The following is a 24,236-nucleotide window of genomic DNA, read 5'->3' on the forward strand; positions in this document are numbered from 1 at the left end:
CCGTGCAAGATGGCCAGGCGCTATCATCACACCTTGTCACCACGGAACGGACTCCATGGACATCGCTCCACCGCTGCGGCGGCCGTTGCTGCCACGCTTGCCCCACCTGCTGGTTACCCTGCTCGGTATCGTCCTGCTGGCGCTCGCCTGGCGCTTCCAGCCCGAACTGCTTGGCTTCCTGGGCGTCGCAGCCTTGCCGGTCTACCTGGGAGTAGCCCTGCCGCACTGGGTGGGTCGTTGCGAACGCCTGCAGCGCATCCGCAAGGCGCGCCAGCAGTCGGTCGATCATTGGGGCTTCTGCGGCCGCGACCGGCCTGGCCCCTGGGTGAACTACATCGACTATCCGCTGACGGTGGAATGCGCCGAGCTTCGCGAGCGCTTCTTCTATAGCGAGTGGCTGGTGATCCACGACGGGCGGATCATCGTCAATCCGGGTCATTCCAGCGTTGCCCCGGAGCGCGGCGAGGTCAGCTATCACTTCGACCGTCCGCGCACCTACGCCTGGGACGGCTGCTCGCCGAAGATTCCCTTCTATTGGCTGGCGATCATCGGCACGCCGGACTGGTGGGAACACCGGGAGAACGTGCAGTTCATCCGCAATGGCCGGGTGGAGTCGAAAGAGGTGTTCTGGCCGGTGGCGCACCACGCGAGCCTGGTGCACGACGCGCTCTACCAGTTCCTGAATGTCGCGCCGGTGCGCAAGGAACTGGCGGACCGCCTGTTCCACCGCATGCTGCTGGAATCGGGCATACCGCGCCCGCTGGCCTGGCTGTATTTCCTCGCCGTGGTGCACGGCGGCGCCAGGGAAACCCGTGGGCTGGATAACCCCGACAGCACGCTGAACTGCCTGACGGCGATCCCTTGCAAGCAGGACGGCGCCCTGAAGGCGCCGCCGCTATTCACTTTGACCTAGAGTTCGACGCGCTCACGCCGTCCGGGCAGACCGAAAATCTCCCCGCCGTCGTTATCCAGCTGCCCCACGTTCAGGTAGACCCGTTCGTGGCTCCCCAGCACGCCACGATTGACCAGGCTCCCTGCACTGAGCCACAGCTCGCCCCAGGCGGTCAGCGTGCCCTGGTTGCTCAGTTCGCCACGTACGTCGATGAGCGTGGTCGAACCGCCGTCGAGGATCGCGCCCTGGTTCAGCGCCAGGGAGCCCGCGCTCAGCTCGAAACGCTCCTGGCTCATCAGCCGGCCGAAGCCGCTGTAGTGCCCATCCAGGCGCAACTCGAAGTTGCCGTCGCTGACGATCTGTCCGTCATTGCGCCAATCGCCGCCGCGCCCCTGCAGGTTGCCTGTGGCGATGAGCTTGCCGGCCTTGCCCTGCTCCAGACGACCGACATCCAGGTACAGATCACGCGCCTGCAACTGGCTGTGGTTGACCCAATGGTCGCGCTTCACCGTCAGGCTGGAGCGAGTGACGAAACGCCCGCCGGCCAGCCCCAGTTGCACCAGGTCGATGCCGAAGGCGCCGGTGCCACCATGGCTGATCGTGCCGCCGGCGTTGAGCAGTTGGCCGCTGCGCAGGTCGAGGTCGCGGGCCGCGCTTTCGATGTAGCCGGAGCTGTTGTCCAGCAGCCCGCCAACATGAATTTCGCTGACGCCCTCGCGGCCACGGACGCGAATCTGCCCGCCGCGGTTGTCCAGGCTTCCGCCTACCCGCATCGACAGGCGACCGTCGCTCTCCAGGCTGCCGCCATTGCGCAGGTCGCTCGCTACGTTCAGCTCCGTATAACCTGCGGCACGCAGGCGGGCCAGCTCCAGGCGGCCGTTGCTGTCGATACGAATGTCGCCGGCACTGGCTGCCAGTTCACCGGCCAGTTTTACCCCGACGCCCTGTTCGGTGCCGACCAGGCGGATGCTGTTGGCGTACATGCCGCCCAGTGCCGAGCTGTCGATGGCCAGCCGAGGCTGCGCGCTGCCATCGGACTCCTTGGCGCGGGTCGACAGGCTGTCGGCATCCACGCGGTTGCGTCCGACCACGACGTCGAGTTGCCGGGCATGCAGTGCGGCATTCAGGGTCGCGCTGCGCGTGATCAGCTCGAACTGCTCGACGCCACGCGCGTCGAGCCCGGCGCCCTCGACGAGGATGTCGCCCGCGTCGACGTCGTACCCCTGCAGGCGCTCGCCATCGAACAGCGGCTTGCCGGTGGTCAAGGTCGCGCGCGGCGTGTTGATGAAGCCACAGCCGTTACAAGTGATGCCGTTGGGGTTGGCCACGATCACCTGGGCGCCCTGCCCGGCCACTTCGGTGTAGCCGCGCAGTTGCGAGCGGCTGCCGCCAGTGACTTCGTTGAGAATCCGCCGCGCAGCCCCGCCAGCGAGGTTGGGATTGCCGCCGATGACGCCGCCGAGCTGGGTTTGCACCGCGCCACCGGCGTTATTGAGGATCAGGCCTTCGCGGCCGACGTTGTACTGGCTGAACCTGTTGTGCGAAAGGCCATTGGCGTCGGGTGTGGCGATGTTGACCACGGGGACGCCGTTCCCCGCCTGGCCAAGCCCGGCGTTGCTGCCGGAATCGAGGCCGAGCGCCGCAGCGTCGGCGGCGGATTGGAGCAGGAACAGCAGGCTGCAGACGACGGCAGGATGAGTGGGACGGAAGCAAGGCATGGGGTTGGCTCCTTGGGTTTGAGGAGCTATCCAAGCTAGTGCCGGGGTTCCTCGGAAGTGCGCCTTCGCCCCATCGGATCGATCTCGTTCCTTCGCCAGGAAACAGCTCACGACGCTGTAGGCGCCTTACTGCCGCATACCCTGCACGGCCGCCCACCGATGCAGTAAAGTATGGGCCCCGAGGCGGCCGGTCCCGCGCCGCCCTTGCCAGTCCAGGAACCCTCCTTCAATGGAACATCGTGAGGCGCTCGCCGCGCTGCGAACTTACCTTTCCAGTCAGATCCTCGGCCAGGAAAAGCTTATCGAGCGCCTGCTCATCGCCCTGCTCGCCGACGGCCACCTGTTGGTGGAGGGCGCACCCGGACTGGCCAAGACCAAGGCCATCAAGGACCTCGCGGAAGGCCTGGAAGCCGAATTCCACCGTATCCAGTTCACCCCCGACCTGCTGCCCGCGGACATCACCGGCACCGAGATCTATCGCCCGGAAAACGGCACCTTCGAGTTCCAGCAGGGGCCGATCTTTCACCACCTGGTGCTGGCCGACGAAATCAACCGCGCGCCGGCGAAAGTGCAGTCGGCGCTGCTCGAGGCCATGGCCGAACGCCAGGTCAGCGTGGGTCGCAGCACCTATGATCTGCCGCCGCTGTTCCTGGTGATGGCGACGCAGAACCCGATCGAGCAGGAAGGCACCTACCCGCTGCCCGAGGCCCAGCTCGACCGCTTCCTGATGCACGTGAAGATCGGCTACCCGGAAGCCTCGGTGGAGCGCCGCATCCTCCAGCAGGCGCGTGGCGAGGCGCTCAACGGCGAGACCAAGCCGGAGCGCCAGGTCACCCAGGAGTCCATCTTCGCCGCCCGCCACGAGATTCTCGGCCTGTACATGGCCGACGCCGTGGAGGAATACCTGGTGCAGCTGATCATGGCCACGCGCCAGGCCGCCAAGTACGACCCCGAGCTGGCCGAGTGGATCGCCTACGGTGCCAGCCCGCGCGGCTCCATCGCCCTCGACCGTTGCGCGCGCGCCCATGCCTGGCTGGCCGGGCGGGATTTCGTCAGCCCCGAAGACATCCAGGCCGTGCTGTTCGACGTGCTGCGCCACCGCCTGATCCTGTCGTTCGAGGCCGAGGCCGCGGGCATTGACCAGGACCGCGTGGTCCAGCGCATTCTCGACGTGGTCGCAGTCGCCTGATGCACACCGACGCTGGCGAACGCAGGACGCCGGAACACGCAGGAGTGGCCATCGATCTGCAGGAGCTGATCGATATCCGCCACCGCCTGCGCGAAGTCCAGCTGTTCTCCACGCCTGCCCGCCGCAGCCCGCTGATCGGCCTGCACCACTCGCGCCTGCGCGGCCGCGGCGTGGACTTCGACCAGGTGCGCGTTTACCAGGCCGGCGACGACGTGCGCACCATCGACTGGCGCGTCACCGCACGCACCCGCGAGCCGCACACCAAGCTGTTCCACGAGGAGCGCGAGCGCCCGGTGTTCGTCCTGGTGGAGCAGAGCCAGCGGCTGTTCTTCGGCTCCGGCCTGTGCCTGAAGTCGGTACTGGCCGCGCGCGCCGCCGCCCTCCTCGGCTGGGCAGCGCTGGCGCACAACGACCGCATCGGCGGCCTGGTGCTGAGCGACCAGGACACCCACGAGATCAAGCCGCGGCGCAGCAAGCAGAGCCAATTGCGTCTGCTCAACCTGATCGTCCGCGCCAATCACGCGCTGCTTTCCGGCAAGCCCTCGGCGAACAGCGGCGACTGTTTCGGCCTGGCCCTGCGCCGCGCCCGCGAGGTGCTGCGGCCGGGCAGCCTGGTGATGATCGTCTGCGACGAGCGCGCCCTCGGCGCGAACCCGCAGGGCGACCTGGCCGAGCAGCAGCTGAGCCTGCTCGCCCGGCATACCGACCTGGTGTTGCTGCCGGTTTCCGACCCCCTCGACCACGCCCTGCCCGCGGCCGGCCTGATGCGCTTCAGCGAAGGCAGGGCAATGCTCGAAGTGGACACCCTCGTCGACGAGCAACGCCTGGCCTACCGAGCCCTCGGCGAAGCGCGCCGCGAACGCTGGCGCCGGCTCAGCCAGCGCCTGGGCGTGCCCTTGCTGCCGCTGAGCACGCAGATCGAGCTGATCGAGCAGTTGCGTGACCAGCTCGAACAACATCAGTCGGGGCGCCGCGCATGAACCCGCTCGCCGACCTGCAACCGCTCATCGATCCGCCGCCAGTTCCCGGCTGGCCGCCGGCGCCGGGCTGGTGGCTGCTCGCCGCGCTACTGCCGTTGCTGGCCTGGGCACTCTGGCACTGGCGGCATCGTTGGCTGCCGCGCCGGCGTGTGGTCGAGCCGCAGGAAACCCAGCTCGACCCGCTGCGCCTCGCGGCCCTGGAGGCCTTGGCGCAACTGCCCCGCCCCTACGACGGCGCTCCCGCAGGCCCCTGGCTGCAGGCGATCAACGCACTGCTCAAGCGCCTTTGCCGGGCGCGCTGGCCGAACGACAACAGCCACACCCTGAGCGGCCGGGCCTGGCTGGCATTCCTCGACAATCGCTGCCCGGCCGCGGGCCTGACACGCTGGATGATCCTCGTCGAGGGTGGCTACCGCTCCGAATGCAAGCTCGACGACAAGGCCATCGAAGGCCTCGCCGCGTCGGTGGAAACCTGGGTGCGCAAGCATGTTTGAGTTCGCCTGGCCGTGGATCTTCCTGCTTGCCCCGCTGCCCTGGCTGCTGCGCCTGGTGCTGCCGGTGGCCGACAGCGGCGAAGCTGCGCTGAAGGTGAGCTTCCTCGCTGAGCTGGAAGGACTGGCCGGTCGCCGTGCCCGCGCCCGCCTGCCGTCCTGGCGGCTGCAGGCGCCCTTCGTGCTGATCTGGATCCTGCTGTTGCTCGCCGCCGCGCGCCCGCAGTGGGTCGGCGAACCGCTGCCGATTCCCGCCAGCGGCCGCGACCTGCTGCTGGCAGTGGACGTCTCGGGTTCCATGGACACCACCGACCTCAAATGGCAGGACGCGGACATCAGCCGCCTCGGCCTGATCCAGAAGCTCTTCGGCAACTTCATCGAGGAGCGCCACGGCGACCGCGTCGGGCTGATCCTGTTCGGCAGCCGCGCCTACCTGCAGGCACCGCTGACCTTCGACCGCCATACCGTGCGGATCTGGCTCGACGAGGCGCGCATCGGCATCGCCGGCAAGGACACCGCCCTGGGCGACGCCATTGGCCTCGCGGTGAAACGCCTGCGCCAGCGTCCGGCGGAAAGCCGCGTGCTGGTGCTGATCACCGACGGCGCCAACACCGCCGGCGAGGTACCGCCGCTGACCGCTGCGCGGCTGGCCGCCGAGGAACACGTGAAGATCTACACCATCGGCATCGGCGCCGACCCGCAACCCGGCGGCGTGCTGGGCATGCTCGGCCTCGCGCCGGGCATGGACCTGGACGAGCCGACACTCAAGTCCATTGCCGCAACGACCGGCGGCGAGTACTTCCGCGCCCGCACCGGCGAGGAGCTGCAGCGCATCTCCACGACCCTCGACAGCCTCGAACCGGTCAGCCAGAAGCCGACCCAGGCGCGTCCGGCCGTGGCGCTTTATCACTGGCCGCTGGCCCTGGCGATGCTGTTCAGCATGCTGCTGGTGGCCGCCGAGCTGTTCCCGCGCGAAGACTGGCGCTGGCCGTGGAGGCGCTCATGAGCCTGTGGCCGCACCTGCTGCACCCCTGGTGGCTGTTGCTGCTGCCGCCGCTCGCCTGGTTGCTGTGGAAGATCCTGCATCGCCAGCGCCGCGCCGGGCGCTGGCAACTGCTGCTGCCGGCCGCCTTCCATCCCTGGCTGCTGGCCGGTGGCAGCGGCCGCGCCGACCGCCGCCCGTGGATCTACCTCGGGCTGGCCTGGCTGCTGGGCGTACTGGCCCTGATCGGCCCGAGCTGGCAGCGCATCGAGCAACCGGCCACGCAGCGCATCGACCCGCTGGTGGTGGTGCTCGAACTGACGCCGCAGATGCTCGCCACCGACCTCACCCCCAGTCGACTCGAACAGGCGCGGCGCAAGATCCTCGACCTGCTGCGCGCACGCAGCGATGCGCAGACCGCCATCGTCGTCTACGCCGGCAGCGCGCACACCCTGGTACCGCTTTCCAACGACATGCTGACCGCACGCAACCTGCTCGACGCCCTCAAGCCGTCGATCATGCCCGAGCCCGGGGAGCGCGCCGACCTCGCCGTGCTGCTCGGCCGGCAACTGCTCGACCATGGCGCCCAGGGCGCAGGGCGCCTGCTGCTGATCACCGATGGCCTGACCACGGAAGAACAGCAAGGCATCCGCAAGGCCCTGCACGGCAAAGGTTCGAGCTTCTCGCTGCTCGCGGTCGGCAGTGCCAGCGGCGCGCCCATCCTGCAGGAGGACGGCACCTACCTGAAGGACGCCCAGGGCAGCATTCTCCTGCCGCGCCTGGACGAAGCCTCGCTGCGCCGCTTCGCCGATAGCCTGGATGGCCGCTACCAACGCATGGGCCACAGCGACCGCGACCTGCGCGCGCTCGGCCTGCTGAACGCCAACCACGGCGTGAACATCACCAATGAAGACGCCATGCTGCGCCTGCAGCGCTGGGCGGACCAGGGCTACTGGCTGCTGCTGCCGCTGTTGCTGCTGGCTGCCTGCGCCGGCCGCCGCGGCTGGTTGTTCTGCCTGCCGCTGCTGATGCTCTGCGCGTCGCCACGGCCGGCCATGGCCTTCGAATTCCGCGACCTCTGGCTGCGCCCCGACCAGCAGGGCCAGCTCCTGCTCGAAGAACAGCGTCCGGCCGAAGCCGCGCAACGCTTCGCCGACTTCCGCTGGCGTGGAGTGGCGCTGTACCAGGCTGGCGAGTACGCCGCCGCTGCCCAGGCCTTCGCCCAGGGCGGCCAGGCCAGCGATCACTACAACCGCGGCAACGCCCTGGCCCAGCTGGGCCAATACGAGGCCGCCATCGACGCTTACGACCAGGCCCTCGAACTGCAAGCGGACCTGAAGCCGGCGCAACACAACAAGGAATTGCTGGAGAACCTGCTGCGCCAGCGCGAAGCCGAGTCCTCGGCCGCCAACAACACCCAGGAGTCTGCGCAAAACAATCCCGCACAGAGCACCAGCGAGAACGCGCAGGCTGCGCCGCAGCACGATGCCGAGCATGATGGGCATGTGGACAGCTCGCGCCCCGGCAATCCCGATTCGACGCTGCAGAACCGCCAGCCGCAGGACCAGCAGCCATCCGACGCGCAAGCGCAATCGACGACGGCGCAGAACGACTCCACGGAACTTGGCGATACGCCCGCGGCCGAAGATGGGCTCAGCGACGAGCGCCGCCAGGCCTTGGAACAATGGCTGCGGCAGATACCCGACGAACCCTCCGAACTGCTGCGCCGCAAGTTCTGGTACCAGCAACAGCAGCGCCAGGAAAACCCTCGATGAAAAGGCTGATCTGCCTGATCCTCCTAAGTCTCGTGGCCCTGCAGGCCGAAGCGAGCTTCACTGCCAGCGTCGACCGCACGCGTCTCTCCGAAGGAGAAAGCGTCGATCTGACCCTCGAGTCCGACGACCCGACCCTGTTCGGAAAACCGGACCTGGCGCCGCTGGACGCCCAGTTCCAGGTGCTCGCCACGCGCCAGGTGAACCACTTGACCACCTTCAATGGCAAGTCGCAGGCCACCACGCGCTGGATCATCACCCTGCAGCCACGGCAGAGCGGCACGGTCAGCATTCCCGCCCTTCATCTGGGCAACGGCGAGACCCAGCCGATCAGCCTGGAAGTGCTCAAGGCCGACGGCGAAGCAGCCGCACAACAGCTCTCGCCGGTGTTCATGGACGCCAGCGTCGACCACGAGCAGGTCTACGTGCAGGCCCAGGCGGTGCTCACCCTGCGCATCTATCACTCGGTCTCGCTGTACGACGACAGCAACCTGAGCCCGCTACAGATCACCGATGCCCGCGTCGAACAACTCGGCCAGCCGCGCACCTACGAGAAGGAAATCAACGGCGTGCGCCACGGCGTGATCGAGGTGCGCTACGCGATCTTCCCGCAGCGCAGCGGCGAGCTGACGATTCCCGGCCAGAGCTTCACCGCTACCCAGGTGGCGCGCGGCGGCAGCGACCCGCAGACCCTCGGCAGCCGCCCGGGCAAGCTGGTCAAGGTGACCTCGCCGGACATCCCGCTGCAGGTCAAGGCCAAGCCCGCCGATTACCCGGCCAACGCGCCCTGGCTGCCGGCGCGCTCGCTCAGCTTGAGCGAAAGCTGGACGCCGCAGCCGGAACAGGCCAAGGCCGGCGAGTCGCTGACACGCAACCTGATGCTGCGCGCCGAGGGCCTTTCCAGCGCGCAGTTGCCGCCCCTGCCGCAAACCCTGCCGGCGGGCCTGCGGCACTATCCCGACCAGGCGCAACTCGCTCAGCAGGCGGATGACCAGGGCGTAGTCGGCAGCCGCGAGGAGCGCGACGCACTGGTGCCGGACCAGGCCGGGCAACTGGTGCTGCCGGCCATCGATGTAGTCTGGTGGAACACCCAGGAAGATCGCCTGGAACACACCAACCTGCCCGGTCGCACCCTGACGGTCGCTGCCAATCCGGAGCTGGACGCGCAGAATGCCGTCGCCCCGGCGGCGGACGGCACCCCGGTCGACGGCTATTCGCTCCTTTGGCCCTGGCAGTTGGCGACCCTGTTGCTGAGCCTGACCACCCTGCTCGGCTTCGGCCTCTGGTGGCGCGCCCGCCAACTACCGGCAGTGGCCCGCGCAGCGAGCACCGGCCCGAGCAGCCGCACCCTGCAGGACGAACTGCGCCGCACCTGCCAGGCCAACGATCCCCACGCCACCCGCCAGGCCCTGGATGCCTGGGCGCGGCAGCAGCCGGAAACCCTTGCCGACATGGCAGCGCGCTTCGTGCCGCTGTCCGACGCACTGGACGGCCTCAACGGCGCGCTCTACAGCGACAGCGAAGGCGGAAACAACTGGCAGGGTGAAGAGCTCTGGCGAGCCATTCGCGCCTTGCCGCCGCTCGAAGGCGCCAGCACCGCACCGCAGGAAGGCGCCAGCCTGCCTCCGCTGTATCCACGCTGAAGCCAGCCAGCGCCGGTTGCTGCACCTGATCGAGGTACGCCTGCGCAAACGCGCCAGAGCCCAAGCGCTCTCGTAGGTGCAGGCCTGCTCGGGAACGGCGCCTGGCAATGGCCGGGCCTCCTCAGGTCATTTCGTCCCCGCTCCCCGATGGGAGACAAAGCCGTTCGGCGCCATCCTGTTGGAACGGATTCATCCGCGAAGCCCCGTGCCGCGCCCACCCTGCAGGAGCGCGCCATGCGCGCGAATCGCGCAAAAGGTCTGCTGCTACGTTGCTTACTGGGTGACTCGCTCCGCTCGACCTTCGGGCCGCGCTAAAGCGCGTTCAGCGCAAGCGCTGTCCCGCGTTCGCGAGGATGACGCGGGAGAGATCGAATCCTGATTCTGTCACTCCCGCGAACGCGGACGCGGCTCCATCGCGAATGGCGCTTGCGCTGGCCCGAAAGGGAATAGTCCAGAAGACAGTCGCTTCTACCTGAAAGCTGGCGGGGTTCGCGATCAAGCTCGCTCCTTCAGGGGGACGGCTGCGCACTACCGATTCCCCATAAAAAACCGCGGGCGGCCCGAGGGCCGCGGTTTCTTCTTGCGGGGAACGCCTTTCGATCAGTGCACCAGGATCGATGCCTTCTTGGTCCGCACCTTCTCCGGATTGATCAGGAAGCGGGCCAGGGCCGGCAGCAGCCAGAGCGCGCCGAACATGTTCCAGAGGAGCATGAAGGTCAGCATCAGCCCCATGTCGGCCTGGAACTTGATCGCCGAGAAGATCCAGGTAGCCACGCCGATGGCCAGGCACAGACCGGTGAACAGTACCGCCTTGCCGGTGGACTTCAGGGTCTCGTAGTAGGCCTCCTGCAGGCTCAGGCCCATGCGCAGGAAGGACTCCAGGCGGGTGTAGATGTAGATCCCGTAGTCCACGCCGATCCCCACGCCGAGGGCGATCACCGGCAGAGTCGCGACCTTCACGCCGATGCCCAGGGTCGCCATCAGCGCGTTGCCCAGCACCGAGGTGAGGATCAGCGGCAGGACGATGCACAGGGTCGCGGCGAAGGAGCGGAAGGTGATCAGGCACATCACCGCCACGCAGATGTACACCAGGATCAGGATGGTCAGCTCGGACTGCTTGATCACCTCGTTGGTGGCCGCCTCGATACCGGCGTTACCCGCAGCGAGCTTGAACTTCAGGTCGTCCTTCTCGTGGTCCTTGGCGAAGTCCTGCACCGCCTTGACCGCGCGGTCGAGGGTCTCGGCCTTGTGGTCGTTGAGGAACACCAGCAGGGGCGCCAGCGAGCAGCTGCTGTTGTACAGGCCGTCGGCACGGCTGATCGAGTTGTTCAGCACGTCCTTGTTGCGGGACAGGGTTTCCCACTTCAGGTTGCCTTCGTTCATGCCCTTGATCACCTGCTTGGAGACGGTGACCAGGGAAATCGCCGACTGCACGCCTTCGGTGTTTTCCAGCTTCCACGACAGGGCGTCGATGGCATTCAGGGTCTGGTACGACGAGCAGCCTTCAGCCGCGGATTCGACCATCACCACCAGCACGTCGGAGCTGGTCGAGTAGTTGCGGATGATGAAGTCGTTGTCCTGGTTGTAGCGCGAGTCCGGACGCAGCTCCGGCGCGCCCTGGTCGAGGTCGCCGATCTTCAGGTGATGGCCTTGCCACATGCCGCCGGCGAACATGGCCAGGGCGATGAGGATGGAGACCGGGGCCACTTTGGAGTTGGCGAAGTTCGACAGCAGGCGCCAGAACGGATGGTCGCGGACCGCGTCGCGCTTGCTGCGGTCGACGGCGCGCTTGCTGATGCCGATGTAGGAGATCGCGACCGGCAGCAGGATCAGGTTGGTGAAGACGATCACCGCCACGCCGATGGACGCGCCGATGGCCAGCTCGCGGATCACGCCGATGTCGATCACCAGCAGGGTGATGAAGCCCACGGCGTCCGCCAGGATGGCGATCATGCCGGGCAGGAACAGCTGGCGGAAGGTGCGGCGCGCGGCCAGCAGCGGGGTTTCCGCGTCACTGGACTGCAGGGCGATACCGTTGATCTTCTGCACCCCGTGGGAGATGCCGATGGCGAAGATCAGGAACGGCACCAGCATCGAGTACGGGTCCAGCCCGAAGCCGATGGTGTGCAGCAGGCCGAGCTGCCAGATCACCGCCACCAGCGTGGTCGAGAGCACCGCGATGGTCGAGCGCATGCACTTGGTGAACCACAGCAGCAGCACCAGGGTGATGACGAAGCAGATGCCGAAGAAGCCCACCACCATCACCAGGCCGTCGATCAGATCGCCGACCTTCTTGGCGAAGCCGGTGATGTGGATCTTCACGTTGGGGTTCTGCACCTGGTACTTGTCGCGGATCTTCTCTTCCAGTTCATGGGAGAACTGGCGGTAGTCCAGCTTGAGCAGCTTGGACTGGTCCTTCGGATCCGGGTAGACCTCCAGCAGCGGCACGTCGACGATGCTCGACTTGAAGTTGTTCGCCACCAGGCGGCCGATCTGCCCGGACTTGAGCACGTTGTCGCGCAGCTTTTCCAGGGCCTTGGCCGAACCGTCATAGGTCTGCGGGATCACCTCGCCACCGGCGAAGCCTTCCTCGGTCACCTCGGTCCAGCGCACGCTCGGGCTCCACAGCGACTTCAGGCCGGAGCGGTCGACGCCAGGAATGTAGAACACCTCGTCGTGGATCTGACGCAGGGTGTCCATGTACTCCTTGGTGAAGATGTCGCCGTTCACCGCCTCGACGGAGATGCGCACGGTGTTGCCGAGGTTCGACAGGTCGTTGATGTGCGCCAGCATGTTCTGGATGAACGGGTGCTTGAGCGGAATCATCTTCTCGAAGCTGGTGGACGGACGCACCTGAGTCGCCTGGAAGGCGAGGAACAGGGTCACCAGCATGCAGAGTGCGATCACGATCGGGCGGTTGTTGAAGATCAGGCGTTCGAGCAGAGTCGCCTTGTCTTGATGATGTGAGTTCACAGCGTTCATTTCCGCTCCCCGGCTTATTGTTGTTCTGTCAGCTCGGCGCCGGTCGCCGAAGCCAGGTGGATACCGCCCTGCCCGCCCAGTACCAGGTTGCCGTTACCGGCAGCGACGACGCCGGACAGCGCCAGTCGGTCAGGACGGTTGAAGATGCTGAAGGTCTGGCCGTCGTCCTTGCTCAGCAGCACGCTGCCGCCATTGCCGACGACGGCGATGCTGCCATCGGGCAGGAGCGATCCTTCGGAAAGACCGAACTCGAGGTTGCCGTCACCGGAGACCGGCAGCGCGACCTGTTGCCAGTGCTCGCCGAAATCGGCGGAGCGGAACAGGTGGCCGCGCAGGCCGTAGACCAGCACGGTGCCAGCCTGGTTGGTGCCCACGGCGCCGAACAGCGAACCCTCGTAGGGGCCCTGGACTTTCTCCCAGGTGGTGCCCCAGTCCTTGGAACGGAAGATCACCCCGGACTCGCCGACTACCAGCAGGCCGGAATCCTTCACCGCGGTGATGCCGTTGAGGTGCAGTTGGTCCTCGTTGCTCACGCGCTCGCTGATGTCTTCCCAGCTCTTGCCGCCGTCGTGGGTTTCCAGCATGGCGCCATAGGCGCCCACGGCCACGCCGTGGCTCGCGTCCTGGAACCAGACATCCAGCAGCGGAGCCTGACGATTGAGGTCTTCGAACTGACGGGTCCAGGTGCTGCCGCCGTCTTCGGTGGCGAGGATCTGCGAGTCGTGGCCGACCGCCCAGCCCTTCTTCTCGTCGATGAAGAACACCGCGGTCAGCATCTGCTGGGTCGGCACCTTGGCCTGGGTCCAGCTCTGACCGTTGTCATCGGAATAGAGGATGTGCCCGCGATCGCCGACGGCAACGAGCCGCTTGCCGGCATGCGCCAGGCTGAGGATCAGCGAGCTGGAGGCTTTGGCCGAAGCGATGGCGTAGCCGTCGGAAGGATTTTCCGTCGCCGCATTGGCATGCAGCGGGGCGTTGGCGATCAGCATCAGGGAGAGAGCGCCGAGCATCGACAAGGTCGTGCGCAGCGACGAGGGAGAACGCTTGGCCGCGCACGCGGACCCTTCGCTCATGGCGTGCCACAGGGGCTCACGCATATGCCTATACCTCTTCTTTTTATTACAGGCGGATATGGAGTGATCGCTATATAGCCAGCCTTTCCCCAGGCTGACAATTAACCGCGCGTTATCTTTTGTTAAGCATGGGCACGCTCATCCCAAAGCATGAGAAATGCCTACAGGCCACGTGCTACGCGGGTTACAACGAATCGCAAAAAGCTACTGACGGTAACACTCGAGGCGTTTTCAATGACCGTTGCGGGGCGGGAAGACACAGAAGAGGTCCGGCCGATTGTTGCCTGCCAGGCAATGGTCGGCGGAAGGATGCACAGCGGCCCCGCGTGTGCGGGACCGCTGGCGGAGGATCAGAAGGAGTACTTGACGCTGACACCGACGTTGTCGCGGTCGCGGGTGGCGTTGTTCTGTCCGGCACCGTAGAAGTCGGTGTACTGGATCTCCCCTTCCAGGCTGTTCAGGTAGGTCGCCTTCAGGCCCAGGGTGTAGGCCTGGCGGCCTTCGATGAAGTTGCCGGTCTGGTAGGAGTTGCCCTGGAAGTCGTCGCGGTAGACCACGTAGGGCGAGACGTTGATGCCGGCGTACACGTCGTTCCAGGTGCCCGACATGAGCAGGGTGTAGCCGTAGGCGTTGCGGTCGACCTGGTCGCCACGGTCGTAGCCGGAAACGTAGGCGGAGTTGGCGCGGCTGGAGTAGTAGCGCACCGAGCCGTCGTAGGCGGTGTACTTCAGGCTGCTGCCGCGCAGCTGCTCGGCGGCGATCTCGGCAACGCCCATCAGCGAGTCGAAGCTCAGCCCCGGGCCGAAGTTGTAGATGGTGCCCAGCGAGCTGTTGAACGCCTCGACCCGCTCGTAGTTGTGGATCTCGCTGTTGAGCGCCACCGGCTTGCCACCGATGTTGACGGTCTTGCCGCTGGCCAGGGCGGCGGCCTGGTTGAGCAGGTCGCCGAGCAGGTCGTTGGTGGTGGCGATGCCGATCGGCAGGTTCGGCCGATAGGCGACTTCACCGAACAGCGAGGCGTTGCCCACCGTGGTGTTGAAGCTCAGGCCGTACATGCGGATGTTTTCCAGGTACTCGCGCTGCGCTTCGACCTGGTTGGCCACGTCGACTGCCGCGGCACCGTTCACGAGCCCCAGCACTTGCTGCGCGCCAGCGTTGCCGCCGTTGGCTGCGGCCATCAGTTGGTCATAGGAACTGAACCCGCCGAGCCCGGCTAACTGGTCGACGTTCAGCCCGGCGTAGGACGGGTTCAGGTGCGCCGAGATGCTTGGCTCCTTGGCGTGGTAGTTGACGAAATAGAAGCCGAATTCGGTGGAGTTGAGTTGCTCGGCCAGGTAGCGGAAGGCAACGCCGAACTGGCCGTCGTCCTTGGCGTTGATGTCCTTGCCGATGCTGGCAACCTTGAAGATGCCGTTGGAGTCCAGGTAGGAGGTACCCTGCAGGCCGCCGACGTGGGCCGCCGAGAGTTGCGGATAGAGGCTCTGGAACAGCGGGTTCGACAGCGCGGAAACCGTGGTGTAAGCGGTGTTGCCGCCGTCGGCGAAGAGGTCGGTCTCGGAGAAGAAGGTGCCGGCCGGGTCGAGCTTGGTTTCCTTCCAGTTCCATTGATAGAAGGTGTCCATCGACAGGTTGTCGGTGAGGCCGAGGTTGAAGCTCACCGCCTCCACTGGCATCAGCACTTCCTTCAGCTCGGAACCGGGCAGGTGGAAGGCCGAGGCGTTCACCGGGTTGGTGGTGTTCACGCCGCCCCGGTAGAACAGGCCCTCGCCCCAGTTGAACACCTGGCGACCCAGGCGCGCGGAGAGCGGCATCTCGCCCAGGTCCCAGCTGCCGGACACATAGGCGTCGAGGATTTCCATGCCGTTGCCGGCGTTGTCGCGGGTATCGCCGGTGAAGCGGTCGTTGTAGGGGTAGCTCTGGCTCGGCTGCGGCGGCTGGTTGTTGTCGAAGTAGTCGTTGCGCTTGTCCATGATCTGCGTGTCGTAGAACGCCAGACCGCGCACGAACAGGCCGTAGTTGTTGTAGTTGGCCTGCAGGTCGGAGGTGATCTTGTACACCTCCGAGACCAGCCCGGTGTCGAAGTTGCGGTTACCGTCGTTGCTGTTGATGTCGTTGTTGTTCTTGTCCTGCCCCTGCACCCGCCATAGCGTGCCGTAGGACAGCGTGGTGTCCAGCGAGCCGCTGACCTGGTTGTCGAGCACTTTGAATTCCATGGCGGAGGCCTGTCCGGCCAGCAGCAGCGGCATCATGCCGGCCAGGGCGAAGCCGGCGCGCACGGCGGCGAAACGCAGCAACGCAGGGCGGGAAGAAACACGCATCGAACACACTCCATGACTGATCATCGTTGGCGGCGGCGTCACGGCGGACGCCTGGCGACCGTTTGCTCCACGGCCTTGTTGTCGTCGATCGGCCGCGCCCTTTTCCCCCGTGCGGCGATCCGGCAGGCGCGTTGCAACCCCGATGCCAGAGCGGCGCGTTCGGGGCTACAGGGGAGTTCTCGAGAGGAGCACGGAGCGTGACTGATCAGCCATTGACCAGTTGCCGGTTTTCTTGCCCGATCGGTGCATCGGCATGGCGCGAGCGGACTTTCCCCCAGGCACGCTCTCGCGCTGGGGTTATTCCATCAGGTGCTGGAAAGAGTGGCCTGTAATTTCCACAGGTAACAAAAAAGGTGTTACCAGCTGGGCTGGTAACACCTTTGGCAAGGCTCGCCGAGGGTCAGGCGAGGCTCTTGCTGACCACCTCGTAGACGTCGCTGGACAGCTCGCCGGACGCCAGGATGCGTTCCAGCTCGCCGCGCATCTGCGCCTGCCGGGCCGGCGCGTACTTGCGCCAGCGGGTCAGCGGGCCGAGCAGGCGCGAGGCGATCTGCGGGTTGAGCGCGTTGAGGGTGATCACCTGGTCGGCCAGGAAGCGGTAGCCCGCCCCGTCGGCACGGTGGAAGTTGACCAGGTTCTGGTTGGCGAAGGCGCCGATCAGTGCACGGATCTTGTTCGGGTTCTTCAGGGTGAAGGCCGGATGCGCCATCAGCGCCTGCACGCGCTCCAGGCCGCCCGGCAGGGTGCAACCGGCCTGCACGCTGAACCACTGGTCCATGACCAGCGGATCGTCCTTGAAGTAGTCGGCGAACATCTCCAGGCCCTTGGCCTTCTCCGACTCGAACTGCGAGTTGACCAGCACCGCCAGGGCGGTAAGACGCTCGGTCATGTTGTCGCAGGATTCGTACTGCTCCAGGCACGCGGCCAGCACTTCCTGCTTGCCGCTGAGCATCAGGTAGGACAGCGCGATGTTCTGCAGGCTGCGGCGGGCGATCTGCTCGGCCTCGGCCACGTACGGGGTCTTGCGCGAGGCTTCGCGGTTGGCCTGGTAACGCTGCCACAGCGGCTCGTGCAGGGTCTCGGCGATGCGCTGGCGGGCGAACTCGCGGGCGGCGTGGATGGCCTCGACGTCGGCCTCCTCGCTCAGCTCGGTGAGGTACGCCTCGCTGGGCAGCGAGAGCATCTCGGCGACCATCGCCTGGTCCAGCGCGTTGTCCTGCAGCAGGGTGCGGAAGGCCGCGATGAGGCGCTCGTCGAGGACCAACTGCTCACCGCGCTGGTGCTGGCCGATCATTTCCTGGAGCACCTGCACCGAGAGCTGCTGGCCGGCTTCCCAACGGTTGAAGCCGTCCTCGTCGTGCTGCATGAGGAACATCAGCTGGTCGCGGTCGTAGGGGAAGCTCAGCTTCACCGGCGCGGAGAAACCACGCAGCAGCGACGGCAGCGGCTTTTCGGCGAGGCCGACGAAGGTGAAGGACTGCTCGGCCTCGGTCACCTGCAGCACACGGTTGCTGCCGTGGGCGTGTTCCTCGCCCTGCAGGCGCAGCGGCAGCGGGTTGCCCAGCTTGTCCAGCAGGCCCATTTCCACCGGGATGACGAAGGGTTGCTTGTCCTTCTGCCCCGGGGTCGGCGGGCAGCTCTGGCGGAAGGTCAGGGTGTAGGTCTGCGCGGCCGCGTCGAAGGCCTCTTCCACCGCCAGGCGCGGGGTGCCGGACTGGCTGTACCAGCGCTTGAACTGGGTCAGGTCGACGCCGTTGGCGTCTTCCATGGCCTTGACGAAGTCGTCGCAGGTCACGGCCTGGCCGTCATGGCGCTCGAAGTACAGGTCGCTGCCCTTGCGGAAGCCTTCGGCGCCCAGCAGGGTGTGGATCATCCGCACCACTTCCGAGCCCTTCTCGTAGACGGTCAGGGTGTAGAAGTTGGAGATCTCGATGAAGGAATCCGGGCGCACCGGGTGCGCCATGGGGCCGGCGTCCTCGGCGAACTGGTTGGTGCGCAGGAAGGCCACGTCCTCGACGCGCTTGACGGTGCGCGAGTTCATGTCGGCGGAGAACTCGGCGTCGCGGTAGACGGTGAAGCCTTCCTTGAGCGACAGCTGGAACCAGTCGCGGCAGGTCACGCGGTTGCCCGACCAGTTGTGGAAGTACTCGTGGGCCACCACGCCTTCGACGCGCTGGTGCGCGGCGTCGGTGGCGGTCTCGGCCTTGGCCAGCACGCAGCTGGAGTTGAAGATGTTGAGCCCCTTGTTCTCCATGGCGCCCATGTTGAAGTCGTTGACCGCGACGATCATGAAGATGTCCAGGTCGTATTCGCGGCCGTAGACCTTCTCGTCCCAGCGCATGGACTTCTTCAGGCTGTCCATGGCGTGCTGGCACTTGTCGATGTTTTCCGGCTCGACGTAGATGCGCAGGGCGACTTCGCGATCGCTCATGGTGGTGAAGCTGTCTTCCACCGCCCAGAGGTCGCCCGCGACCAGGGCGAACAGGTAGGCCGGCTTCTTGAACGGGTCCTGCCAGGTCGCCCAGTGGCGGCCGCCCTCTTCCGATCCGCTGGCCACCGGGTTGCCGTTGGAGAGCAGCACCGGGTACTTGTGCTGTTCGGCCGAGACGGTGGTGGTGAAGCTGCTCATCACGTCCGGGCGGTCGAGGTAGTAGGTGATCTTGCGGAAGCCCTCGGCCTCGCACTGGGTGCAGAACATCTTGCCGGACTTGTACAGGCCTTCCAGCGCGGTGTTGCTTTCCGGATGGATGCGCACGGTGCTGTCGACGGTGAACTGCTTGGCGGTCGGCTGCAGGGTCAGGTGGCTGTCGTCCAGCTGGTAGTCGCCCGGCTGCAGGGCGCGGTCGTCCAGCGCCAGCGACAGCAGCTCCAGCTGCTGGCCATCGAGCACCAGCGGCGGCAGGCCCTCGCCGCGTTCCGGGTTGCGGCGCATGACCAGCTGGGCGTGGACCAGGGTGTGGTCCTCGTACAGCTCGAAGGTCAGGTTGGTCTCGTCGATCAGGTACTCGGGCGCCTGATAATCCTTGAGGTAGATGACTTTCGGTTGCTCGGTACGCATGGCTCGTGGCCCCTTGGCAGGCGGCCGGCGGATCGCGCCGGCCGGGAGAACAAGTTAAGCACTCACGGCGAGCTGGTAGGCCGTGTATTTGCGGATGTTGATGACGCCGGTGTCGAGGATCAGGTACTGGCCCTTGATGCCTTGCAGGGTACCCTCCACCACCGGCGTCTTGTCCAGATCGAGGCTGGCGATCTTCGCCGGATAGGCCTGCACCGGGTAGGCGATCTCGATGGGCTCGATGTCGCTAACCGGCTGGATGGCCTGCAGCCCGAAGCGCTGCTGCAGCGCCATCAGGCCCTCGGCGCACTGGTCGAAGAGCTGCTCGCGGATCGCCACCAGGTCCAGCGCCTCGGCTTCGCCCTTGAGCAGGGCGCGCCAGTTGGTGCGATCGGTCACCTGGCTGCGCAGCACGTCCTCGACGAAGCCGGACTGCTGCCGGGTAGCCACGCGCATGATCGGCAGGGCCTGGCGCGCGCCCTGGTCGATCCAGCGGGTCGGCACCTGGCTGGCGCGGGTGATGCCCACCTTCACGCCCGAGGAGTTGGCCAGGTAGACCACGTGGTCGGTCATGCAGAAGCGTTCGCCCCACTCCGGCTCACGGCAGGTGCCTTCGTCGTAGTGGCACTTCTCCGGGCTCATGATGCAGCTGTCGCACTGCGCCAGCTTGGTGAAGCACGGGTAGCAGTAGCCCTGGCTGAAGCTCTTCTTGGTCTTGCGTCCGCAATGGCAGCAGTTGATCTCGCCGAGGAACTCCAGGCGAATCGTCTTGCCGAGCAGGGGGTTGACCGGAACTTCCGCCTCGCCGAGGCGGAAGGCGTACTGCACGGGGCTTTCAAGGCGCGCCGACATCTTGCTCAGGGCGCCGCGTCCAAGCTCCTGCATCAGTGCAGGGTGTTGGTCGAGAAGAGGATGTTCGGGATCGGCTCGTCGTGCGAGGCGCACTCCTGCGGGCCCATGTAGCCGGTGCGCTGGTCTTCCGGGAGGTTCTTCAGCTCCCAGGCGATCACCGCCTGCAGCGACAGCTCCTTCTGCTCCTGGGTCAGCTTGCGGCCGTCAGGCCACTTGCCGATCTCCACGGCGAGCTTGAGGCTCTCGTAGAGCTCGGGAGTGATGTTCTGGATCATTTCGGCGAAGGACGACATGGGCCGACTCCTGCTGTAGGGCAAAGCCGGCATTCTACCGGGCCGGGCGCTTCGGCGCACGGGCGCAGGTCAGACGGTGCTCTCGGATATTCGTAGAATGGGTTTCGCTTCGCTCAACGCCATCCTACGCCGCCCCGTCACATCCCCTTGCGGCGAGCCAGCAGCCCGCCCAGTGCGCCGGTCGCGCAGCCGACCACCAGTCCGCCCACGTGCGCGCCATTGGCGATGGAGCCGAAGCCGAGCAGGTCGATGACGCCCGACAGGCACACCAGCAGCCAGATCAGCATCATCCCCACCACCCCCTTGGGCAGGCGGTAGGCCGGGGTCGGCGCCAGCAGCTGGAAGATCCAGCAGTGCCCGAGCAGGCCGTAGAGCACGCCGGACAATCCGCCGAACAGGCTCGGCCCGGAGACCATGTACTGCACGACGTTGGACACCAGGCCGACACCCAGGCTCAGGCCCAGCAGCATCAGGCCGCCCTGGCGGTACTCGATGCGCCGGCCCAGCTCCCAGTACCACATGGCGTTCATCGCCAGGTGCAGCCAGCCGAAGTGCAACAGCATCGGCGTCAGCAGGCGCCACCACTGCCCTGCGGCCAGGCCGTCGGCCAGCGGAATGAACATCACGTGGTCGCTGCCGACCAGTTGGAAGTCCTGGAAGGTGAACCAGCGCAGGGTCGTCGGGTTGGCGCCCAGCAGCGTCACTGCGGCGACCACGAAGGTCACCAGCAGCACGGCTGCGGTCATCTTGCTCAGGCGCAGCTGTTCGAGGAAACCGGGGCCGCGCTGCGGCTTCCAGGCCGGCGCCGTCAACTCGGGATCGCCCTGGGGATAGCGCTGGTAGAGGCTGCGCACCTGCTCGGCGAGCTCCTCATTGGGTACCCAGAGCACCTGCTCGCCGGATTCCTCGCTAACTCGGAAGGGCACATTCAAGCGCTGCAGCAGGCCGACGAAACCGGCCAGGTCCTCGCTCAACGGCAGACGCATGGCTACCACTGCGGTCACTGGTCCTCCTCAGGACGTTTCACATCCACCCAGACGAATTTGTCGCGCTGCAGGCGCGTTTCCTGGTCCAGCCGATAGGCCACCAGCTTGCCGTACATGACCGCGCTGTAGTCCAGGCAGGCCAGGTTCGGCCGGATCGGCGCCGGCGTGCCGCGGCGCCAGTAGTGGCCGACGAACAGCAGCGGCTGGTCGGCGCCGTAGCTCAGCAGCGAGGACTTCTGCTCTGCGCTCAGGCGCTCGCTGGCCACTTCGTCGGGCAGCGCGTCGGGCTGGAAGACGATGTCGCCATAGGTTTCGGGCTCGCGATCCTCTTCCCAGAACTTGGTGCGGAAGAAGGCACGGGTGTAGCCGTCGCTGCTGGTCAGCGTAAGACCCTTGGGCAGGCGCATGTCGGTGCCGCGCAGCAGGCGGTTGCAGGCCTGGTAGGCGAAGCTGCCATGCTCGGCGGAGGCCTGCAGGAACGCCTCGTCGATGCGACCGTCGGGGAATTGCTCGCGTAGCGCCTCGATCAACTCGCCATCCCAGCAGGCGTGGACCATGCGGAAGCGCCCGGCGTCGAGGAACAGCGGCAGGTCCTGGAACCAGGCGAGGAAGTCGCGCCAGTCGCCGGGATGCTGCTCGAACTGGTCGAGGGTTTCCTGGATCAGCCGGGCGTGCCGCGGCGTGTGCTCGCGCACGTACTGGCGACCGCTGCCGGGCGCTGCCGGCGTGGCCCAGCCGAGCAGGTTGAACTCGTGGTTGCCCATGATGCACAGGGCTTCGCCGGCGGTGACCATATCGTGCACCCGGTGCAGCGCCTCGCGGATGCGCGGACCGCGGTCGACGAGGTCACCGAGGAACAGTGCCTGGCGTCGCGGATGCCGCCACACGCCGCCCTGCAGGCGGTAGCCCATCTGCTCCAGCAGGCGGTCGAGGGTATGTGCACAGCCGTGGACGTCGCCGATCAGGTCGTAGCCACGGCCCGGGTCGAGTTCGCTCACTCGTTGCTCCCGAGGCGGCTGCCCCAGCCCAGCTTGGTCCGGCAGACCTCGTAGTAGTTGTGGTCGATCGGGTGGATCAGGCGCAGCTTGTGCGGCTTCTTGCTGACCGTGACGATGTCGCCGGGCGCGCAGGTGAAGTGGTTCTGCCCGTCGCAGGACACCTGCGGGTAGATCTGCATGTTCGGCGACACCACGATCTTCAGCTCGCTGTTGCCGTCGACCACGATCGGGCGGCCGGAGAGGGTGTGCGGGTACATGGGGACGATGACGATGGCATCGAGCTTGGGATGCATGATCGGCCCGCCGGCGGACAGCGAATAGGCGGTGGAGCCCGTCGGGGTGGCGACGATCAGGCCGTCGGCCTTCTGGCTGCAGACGAACTGGCCGTCGATGTGCAGCTCGAACTCGATCATCCGCGTCGATTTGCCCGGGTGCAGGACCACATCGTTGAGCGCGTCGCCCTGGCCGATGGACTCGCCGTGGCGGCGCACCTGGGCATCGAGCAGGAAGCGGCTCTCGACGATGTACTGGCCGCCGAGGACCTCGGCTACCTTGGTCTCCAGTTCGTCCGGGCGGATGTCGGTGAGGAAGCCGAGGCTGCCGCGGTTGATGCCCAGCACCGGCACCTTGTGCCGGGCCAGTGCGCGCGCCGCGCCAAGCATGCTACCGTCGCCGCCGACCACGATGACCAGGTCGCAGATCTCGCCCATGATCTTCCGCGAGCAGGTCTGCAGGCCATGGCCGGGAAGCACTTCGGCGATGGTGTCCTCGAGGATCACATGCAGGTGCCGCTCGGTGAGGAAGCGCTTCAGGCGGCGGATGGTTTCCAGCACCTGGGTGCTGCCAAGGCGGCCGATGATGCCGATATTGCGAAAGGGTTCCATGAGACTTCCTGACGGCGGTGCAAGGCGGGAATGCATGGAATTATGGGGGAAACCCCCGAACAGCGGCAAACCCGCGCGGTTGCTGCACCCAGGGGCTAGGCTGCACAGATGACCTCGACCACCGACCTGCTTGACGAATTGCTCGCGGAACTGCGCCACCCGCAGGTTCGCGACCTTGCCTGGACACTCCTCTCCCCGCCCCTGCTGGCCCGGACCGATCGCCCGCAGCGCCATCCGCTGGCGGCCAGTCGCTGGCTGGCCCAGCCGCAACACCTGGCCGACTGGCTGCGCCAGCAGGATCGCGCGCCCGAAGCATTGGTCAACCAGCTGCAGGCCGCTCCGCAACAGCGCCTGGGCCGTTACTACGAGCGGCTCTGGCAATTCGCCCTGGAGCAAGCGCCGGACCTGCGCCTGCTCGGCGCCAACCTGGCGGTGCGTGACGACGGCCACACCCTGGGCGAGCTGGACCTGCTGCTGCAGGACGACGACGGCCTGCACCACCTGGAGCTGGCCATCAAGCTCTACCTCGGACCGGCACGCCAAGGGCCGCACGAATGGCTCGGCCCGGGCGCGGAAGACCGCCTGTCCAACAAGCTGCGGCACCTCTACGAGCACCAGTTGCCGTTGTCTTCCAGCGAGCAGGGACGGGCCGTGGTGCGCACCTTGAGCCCGGAGCCGGTGCAGTCCGCCCTCTGGCTCGGCGGCTACCTTTTCTATCCCTGGCCCGGCGAATGCGACGAGCCGGACGGCGCCAACCCGGAGCACCTGCGCGGCAGCTGGCTGCATCGCCGAAACTGGCCGCTGTATCGCGCCCAGGGCAGCGGCCGCTGGCAACCCCTGCCCCGCACCGAATGGCTGGCGCCGGCGCGCAAGGAAGCGGCGGATTGCTGGTCGGAGTCAGCCTTCGACGCCTGGCTGGAAACGCTCGCGGAGGATGCCTTCCCGCAGCTGCTGGTGCGCCTGGAGGAACGCGCGGGTGTCTGGCACGAGGCGGAACGGTTGTTCCTCGTAGGCGACGAGTGGCCCAGGGTGCACAACGGCTACAACCGCTAACGCTGCCATTGCGTTGTAGGAGCGAGTTTGCTCGCGAAGCGCCGCCGCAGGCACATCGTTCGCGAGCAAGCTCGC

At 66.5% G+C, this 24,236-nt stretch carries 18 protein-coding genes; 8 read left to right on the forward strand and 10 right to left on the reverse strand.

The genetic code is table 11. The features are described 5' to 3' along the window. Positions 1 to 55 precede the first annotated feature (55 nt). Positions 56 to 913 carry a DUF1353 domain-containing protein gene (locus PKB_RS28805; RefSeq protein WP_052355324.1) on the forward strand — a complete coding sequence of 286 codons (858 nt, stop codon included), beginning with the start codon at positions 56 to 58 and terminating at the stop codon, positions 911 to 913. Here PKB_RS28805 and PKB_RS28810 read toward each other — a convergent pair. Further along, on the reverse strand, positions 910 to 2,610 hold the full coding sequence (locus PKB_RS28810) for a filamentous hemagglutinin N-terminal domain-containing protein (protein WP_052355325.1): 1,701 nt from the start codon (positions 2,608 to 2,610) through the stop codon (positions 910 to 912). The genes PKB_RS28805 and PKB_RS28810 overlap by 4 nt on opposite strands. 229 nt (positions 2,611 to 2,839) lie before the next feature. Here PKB_RS28810 and PKB_RS18915 point away from each other — a divergent pair, with 229 nt between their 5' ends. The 6 genes from PKB_RS18915 to PKB_RS18940 are packed head-to-tail and all read left to right on the forward strand — an operon-like array spanning position 2,840 to position 9,667. Then, complete coding sequence (locus tag PKB_RS18915; protein WP_043253528.1) at positions 2,840 to 3,799, forward strand: AAA family ATPase; 960 nt, start codon at positions 2,840 to 2,842, stop codon at positions 3,797 to 3,799. Continuing rightward, complete coding sequence (locus PKB_RS18920) at positions 3,799 to 4,779, forward strand: DUF58 domain-containing protein (RefSeq protein ID WP_052355326.1); 981 nt, start codon at positions 3,799 to 3,801, stop codon at positions 4,777 to 4,779. Before PKB_RS18915 ends, PKB_RS18920 begins: the two co-directional genes overlap by 1 nt. Further along, positions 4,776 to 5,273, forward strand: a complete 498-nt coding sequence (locus PKB_RS18925; RefSeq protein WP_043253530.1) for a DUF4381 domain-containing protein — start codon at positions 4,776 to 4,778, stop codon at positions 5,271 to 5,273. The genes PKB_RS18920 and PKB_RS18925 overlap by 4 nt, the downstream gene beginning before the upstream one ends. Further along, positions 5,266 to 6,276 (forward strand): vWA domain-containing protein, encoded by a 1,011-nt coding sequence (locus tag PKB_RS18930; RefSeq protein ID WP_043253531.1) that lies wholly within the window; start codon positions 5,266 to 5,268, stop codon positions 6,274 to 6,276. The genes PKB_RS18925 and PKB_RS18930 overlap by 8 nt, the downstream gene beginning before the upstream one ends. Further along, complete coding sequence (locus PKB_RS18935; protein ID WP_043253532.1) at positions 6,273 to 8,027, forward strand: VWA domain-containing protein; 1,755 nt, start codon at positions 6,273 to 6,275, stop codon at positions 8,025 to 8,027. The genes PKB_RS18930 and PKB_RS18935 overlap by 4 nt, the downstream gene beginning before the upstream one ends. Next, positions 8,024 to 9,667: a BatD family protein gene (locus PKB_RS18940; RefSeq protein ID WP_043253533.1), complete on the forward strand. Its 1,644-nt coding sequence runs from the start codon at positions 8,024 to 8,026 to the stop codon at positions 9,665 to 9,667. Before PKB_RS18935 ends, PKB_RS18940 begins: the two co-directional genes overlap by 4 nt. Positions 9,668 to 10,267: 600 nt before the next feature. On the opposite strand, the gene PKB_RS18945 is transcribed toward PKB_RS18940, so the two are convergent. From PKB_RS18945 to PKB_RS18985, 9 genes are all read right to left on the reverse strand, one after another. Next, a complete protein-coding gene (locus PKB_RS18945; RefSeq protein WP_156958047.1) occupies positions 10,268 to 12,649 on the reverse strand; it encodes an efflux RND transporter permease subunit in 2,382 nt (793 codons plus the stop codon). A gap of 14 nt (positions 12,650 to 12,663) precedes the next feature. Then, positions 12,664 to 13,746, reverse strand: a complete 1,083-nt coding sequence (locus PKB_RS18950) for a WD40/YVTN/BNR-like repeat-containing protein (RefSeq protein ID WP_043253534.1) — start codon at positions 13,744 to 13,746, stop codon at positions 12,664 to 12,666. Between the two features lie 326 nt (positions 13,747 to 14,072). After that, complete coding sequence (locus PKB_RS18955) at positions 14,073 to 16,040, reverse strand: DUF1302 domain-containing protein (protein ID WP_043253535.1); 1,968 nt, start codon at positions 16,038 to 16,040, stop codon at positions 14,073 to 14,075. Between the two features lie 400 nt (positions 16,041 to 16,440). Continuing rightward, positions 16,441 to 19,098: an aminopeptidase N gene (gene pepN / locus PKB_RS18960; protein ID WP_043253536.1), complete on the reverse strand. Its 2,658-nt coding sequence runs from the start codon at positions 19,096 to 19,098 to the stop codon at positions 16,441 to 16,443. A gap of 54 nt (positions 19,099 to 19,152) precedes the next feature. Then, positions 19,153 to 19,980, reverse strand: coding sequence for a DUF2797 domain-containing protein (locus PKB_RS18965; RefSeq protein WP_043253537.1), 828 nt, complete (start codon positions 19,978 to 19,980; stop codon positions 19,153 to 19,155). Then, positions 19,980 to 20,240 (reverse strand): YeaC family protein, encoded by a 261-nt coding sequence (locus PKB_RS18970; protein ID WP_043253538.1) that lies wholly within the window; start codon positions 20,238 to 20,240, stop codon positions 19,980 to 19,982. Before PKB_RS18970 ends, PKB_RS18965 begins: the two co-directional genes overlap by 1 nt. 137 nt (positions 20,241 to 20,377) lie before the next feature. Then, positions 20,378 to 21,226 (reverse strand): rhomboid family intramembrane serine protease, encoded by an 849-nt coding sequence (locus tag PKB_RS18975; RefSeq protein ID WP_408004246.1) that lies wholly within the window; start codon positions 21,224 to 21,226, stop codon positions 20,378 to 20,380. A gap of 14 nt (positions 21,227 to 21,240) precedes the next feature. Further along, a complete protein-coding gene (locus tag PKB_RS18980) occupies positions 21,241 to 22,224 on the reverse strand; it encodes a metallophosphoesterase (RefSeq protein ID WP_043253540.1) in 984 nt (327 codons plus the stop codon). Beyond that, a complete protein-coding gene (locus PKB_RS18985; protein ID WP_043253541.1) occupies positions 22,221 to 23,108 on the reverse strand; it encodes an NAD(+) kinase in 888 nt (295 codons plus the stop codon). Before PKB_RS18985 ends, PKB_RS18980 begins: the two co-directional genes overlap by 4 nt. Positions 23,109 to 23,216: 108 nt before the next feature. On the opposite strand from PKB_RS18985, the gene PKB_RS18990 reads away from it, so the two are divergent. Further along, a complete protein-coding gene (locus PKB_RS18990; protein ID WP_043253542.1) occupies positions 23,217 to 24,161 on the forward strand; it encodes a DUF1853 family protein in 945 nt (314 codons plus the stop codon). Positions 24,162 to 24,236 lie beyond the last annotated feature (75 nt).

This window comes from Pseudomonas knackmussii B13 (assembly GCF_000689415.1).
GTDB classification, from domain to species: Bacteria; Pseudomonadota; Gammaproteobacteria; order Pseudomonadales; family Pseudomonadaceae; genus Pseudomonas; species Pseudomonas knackmussii.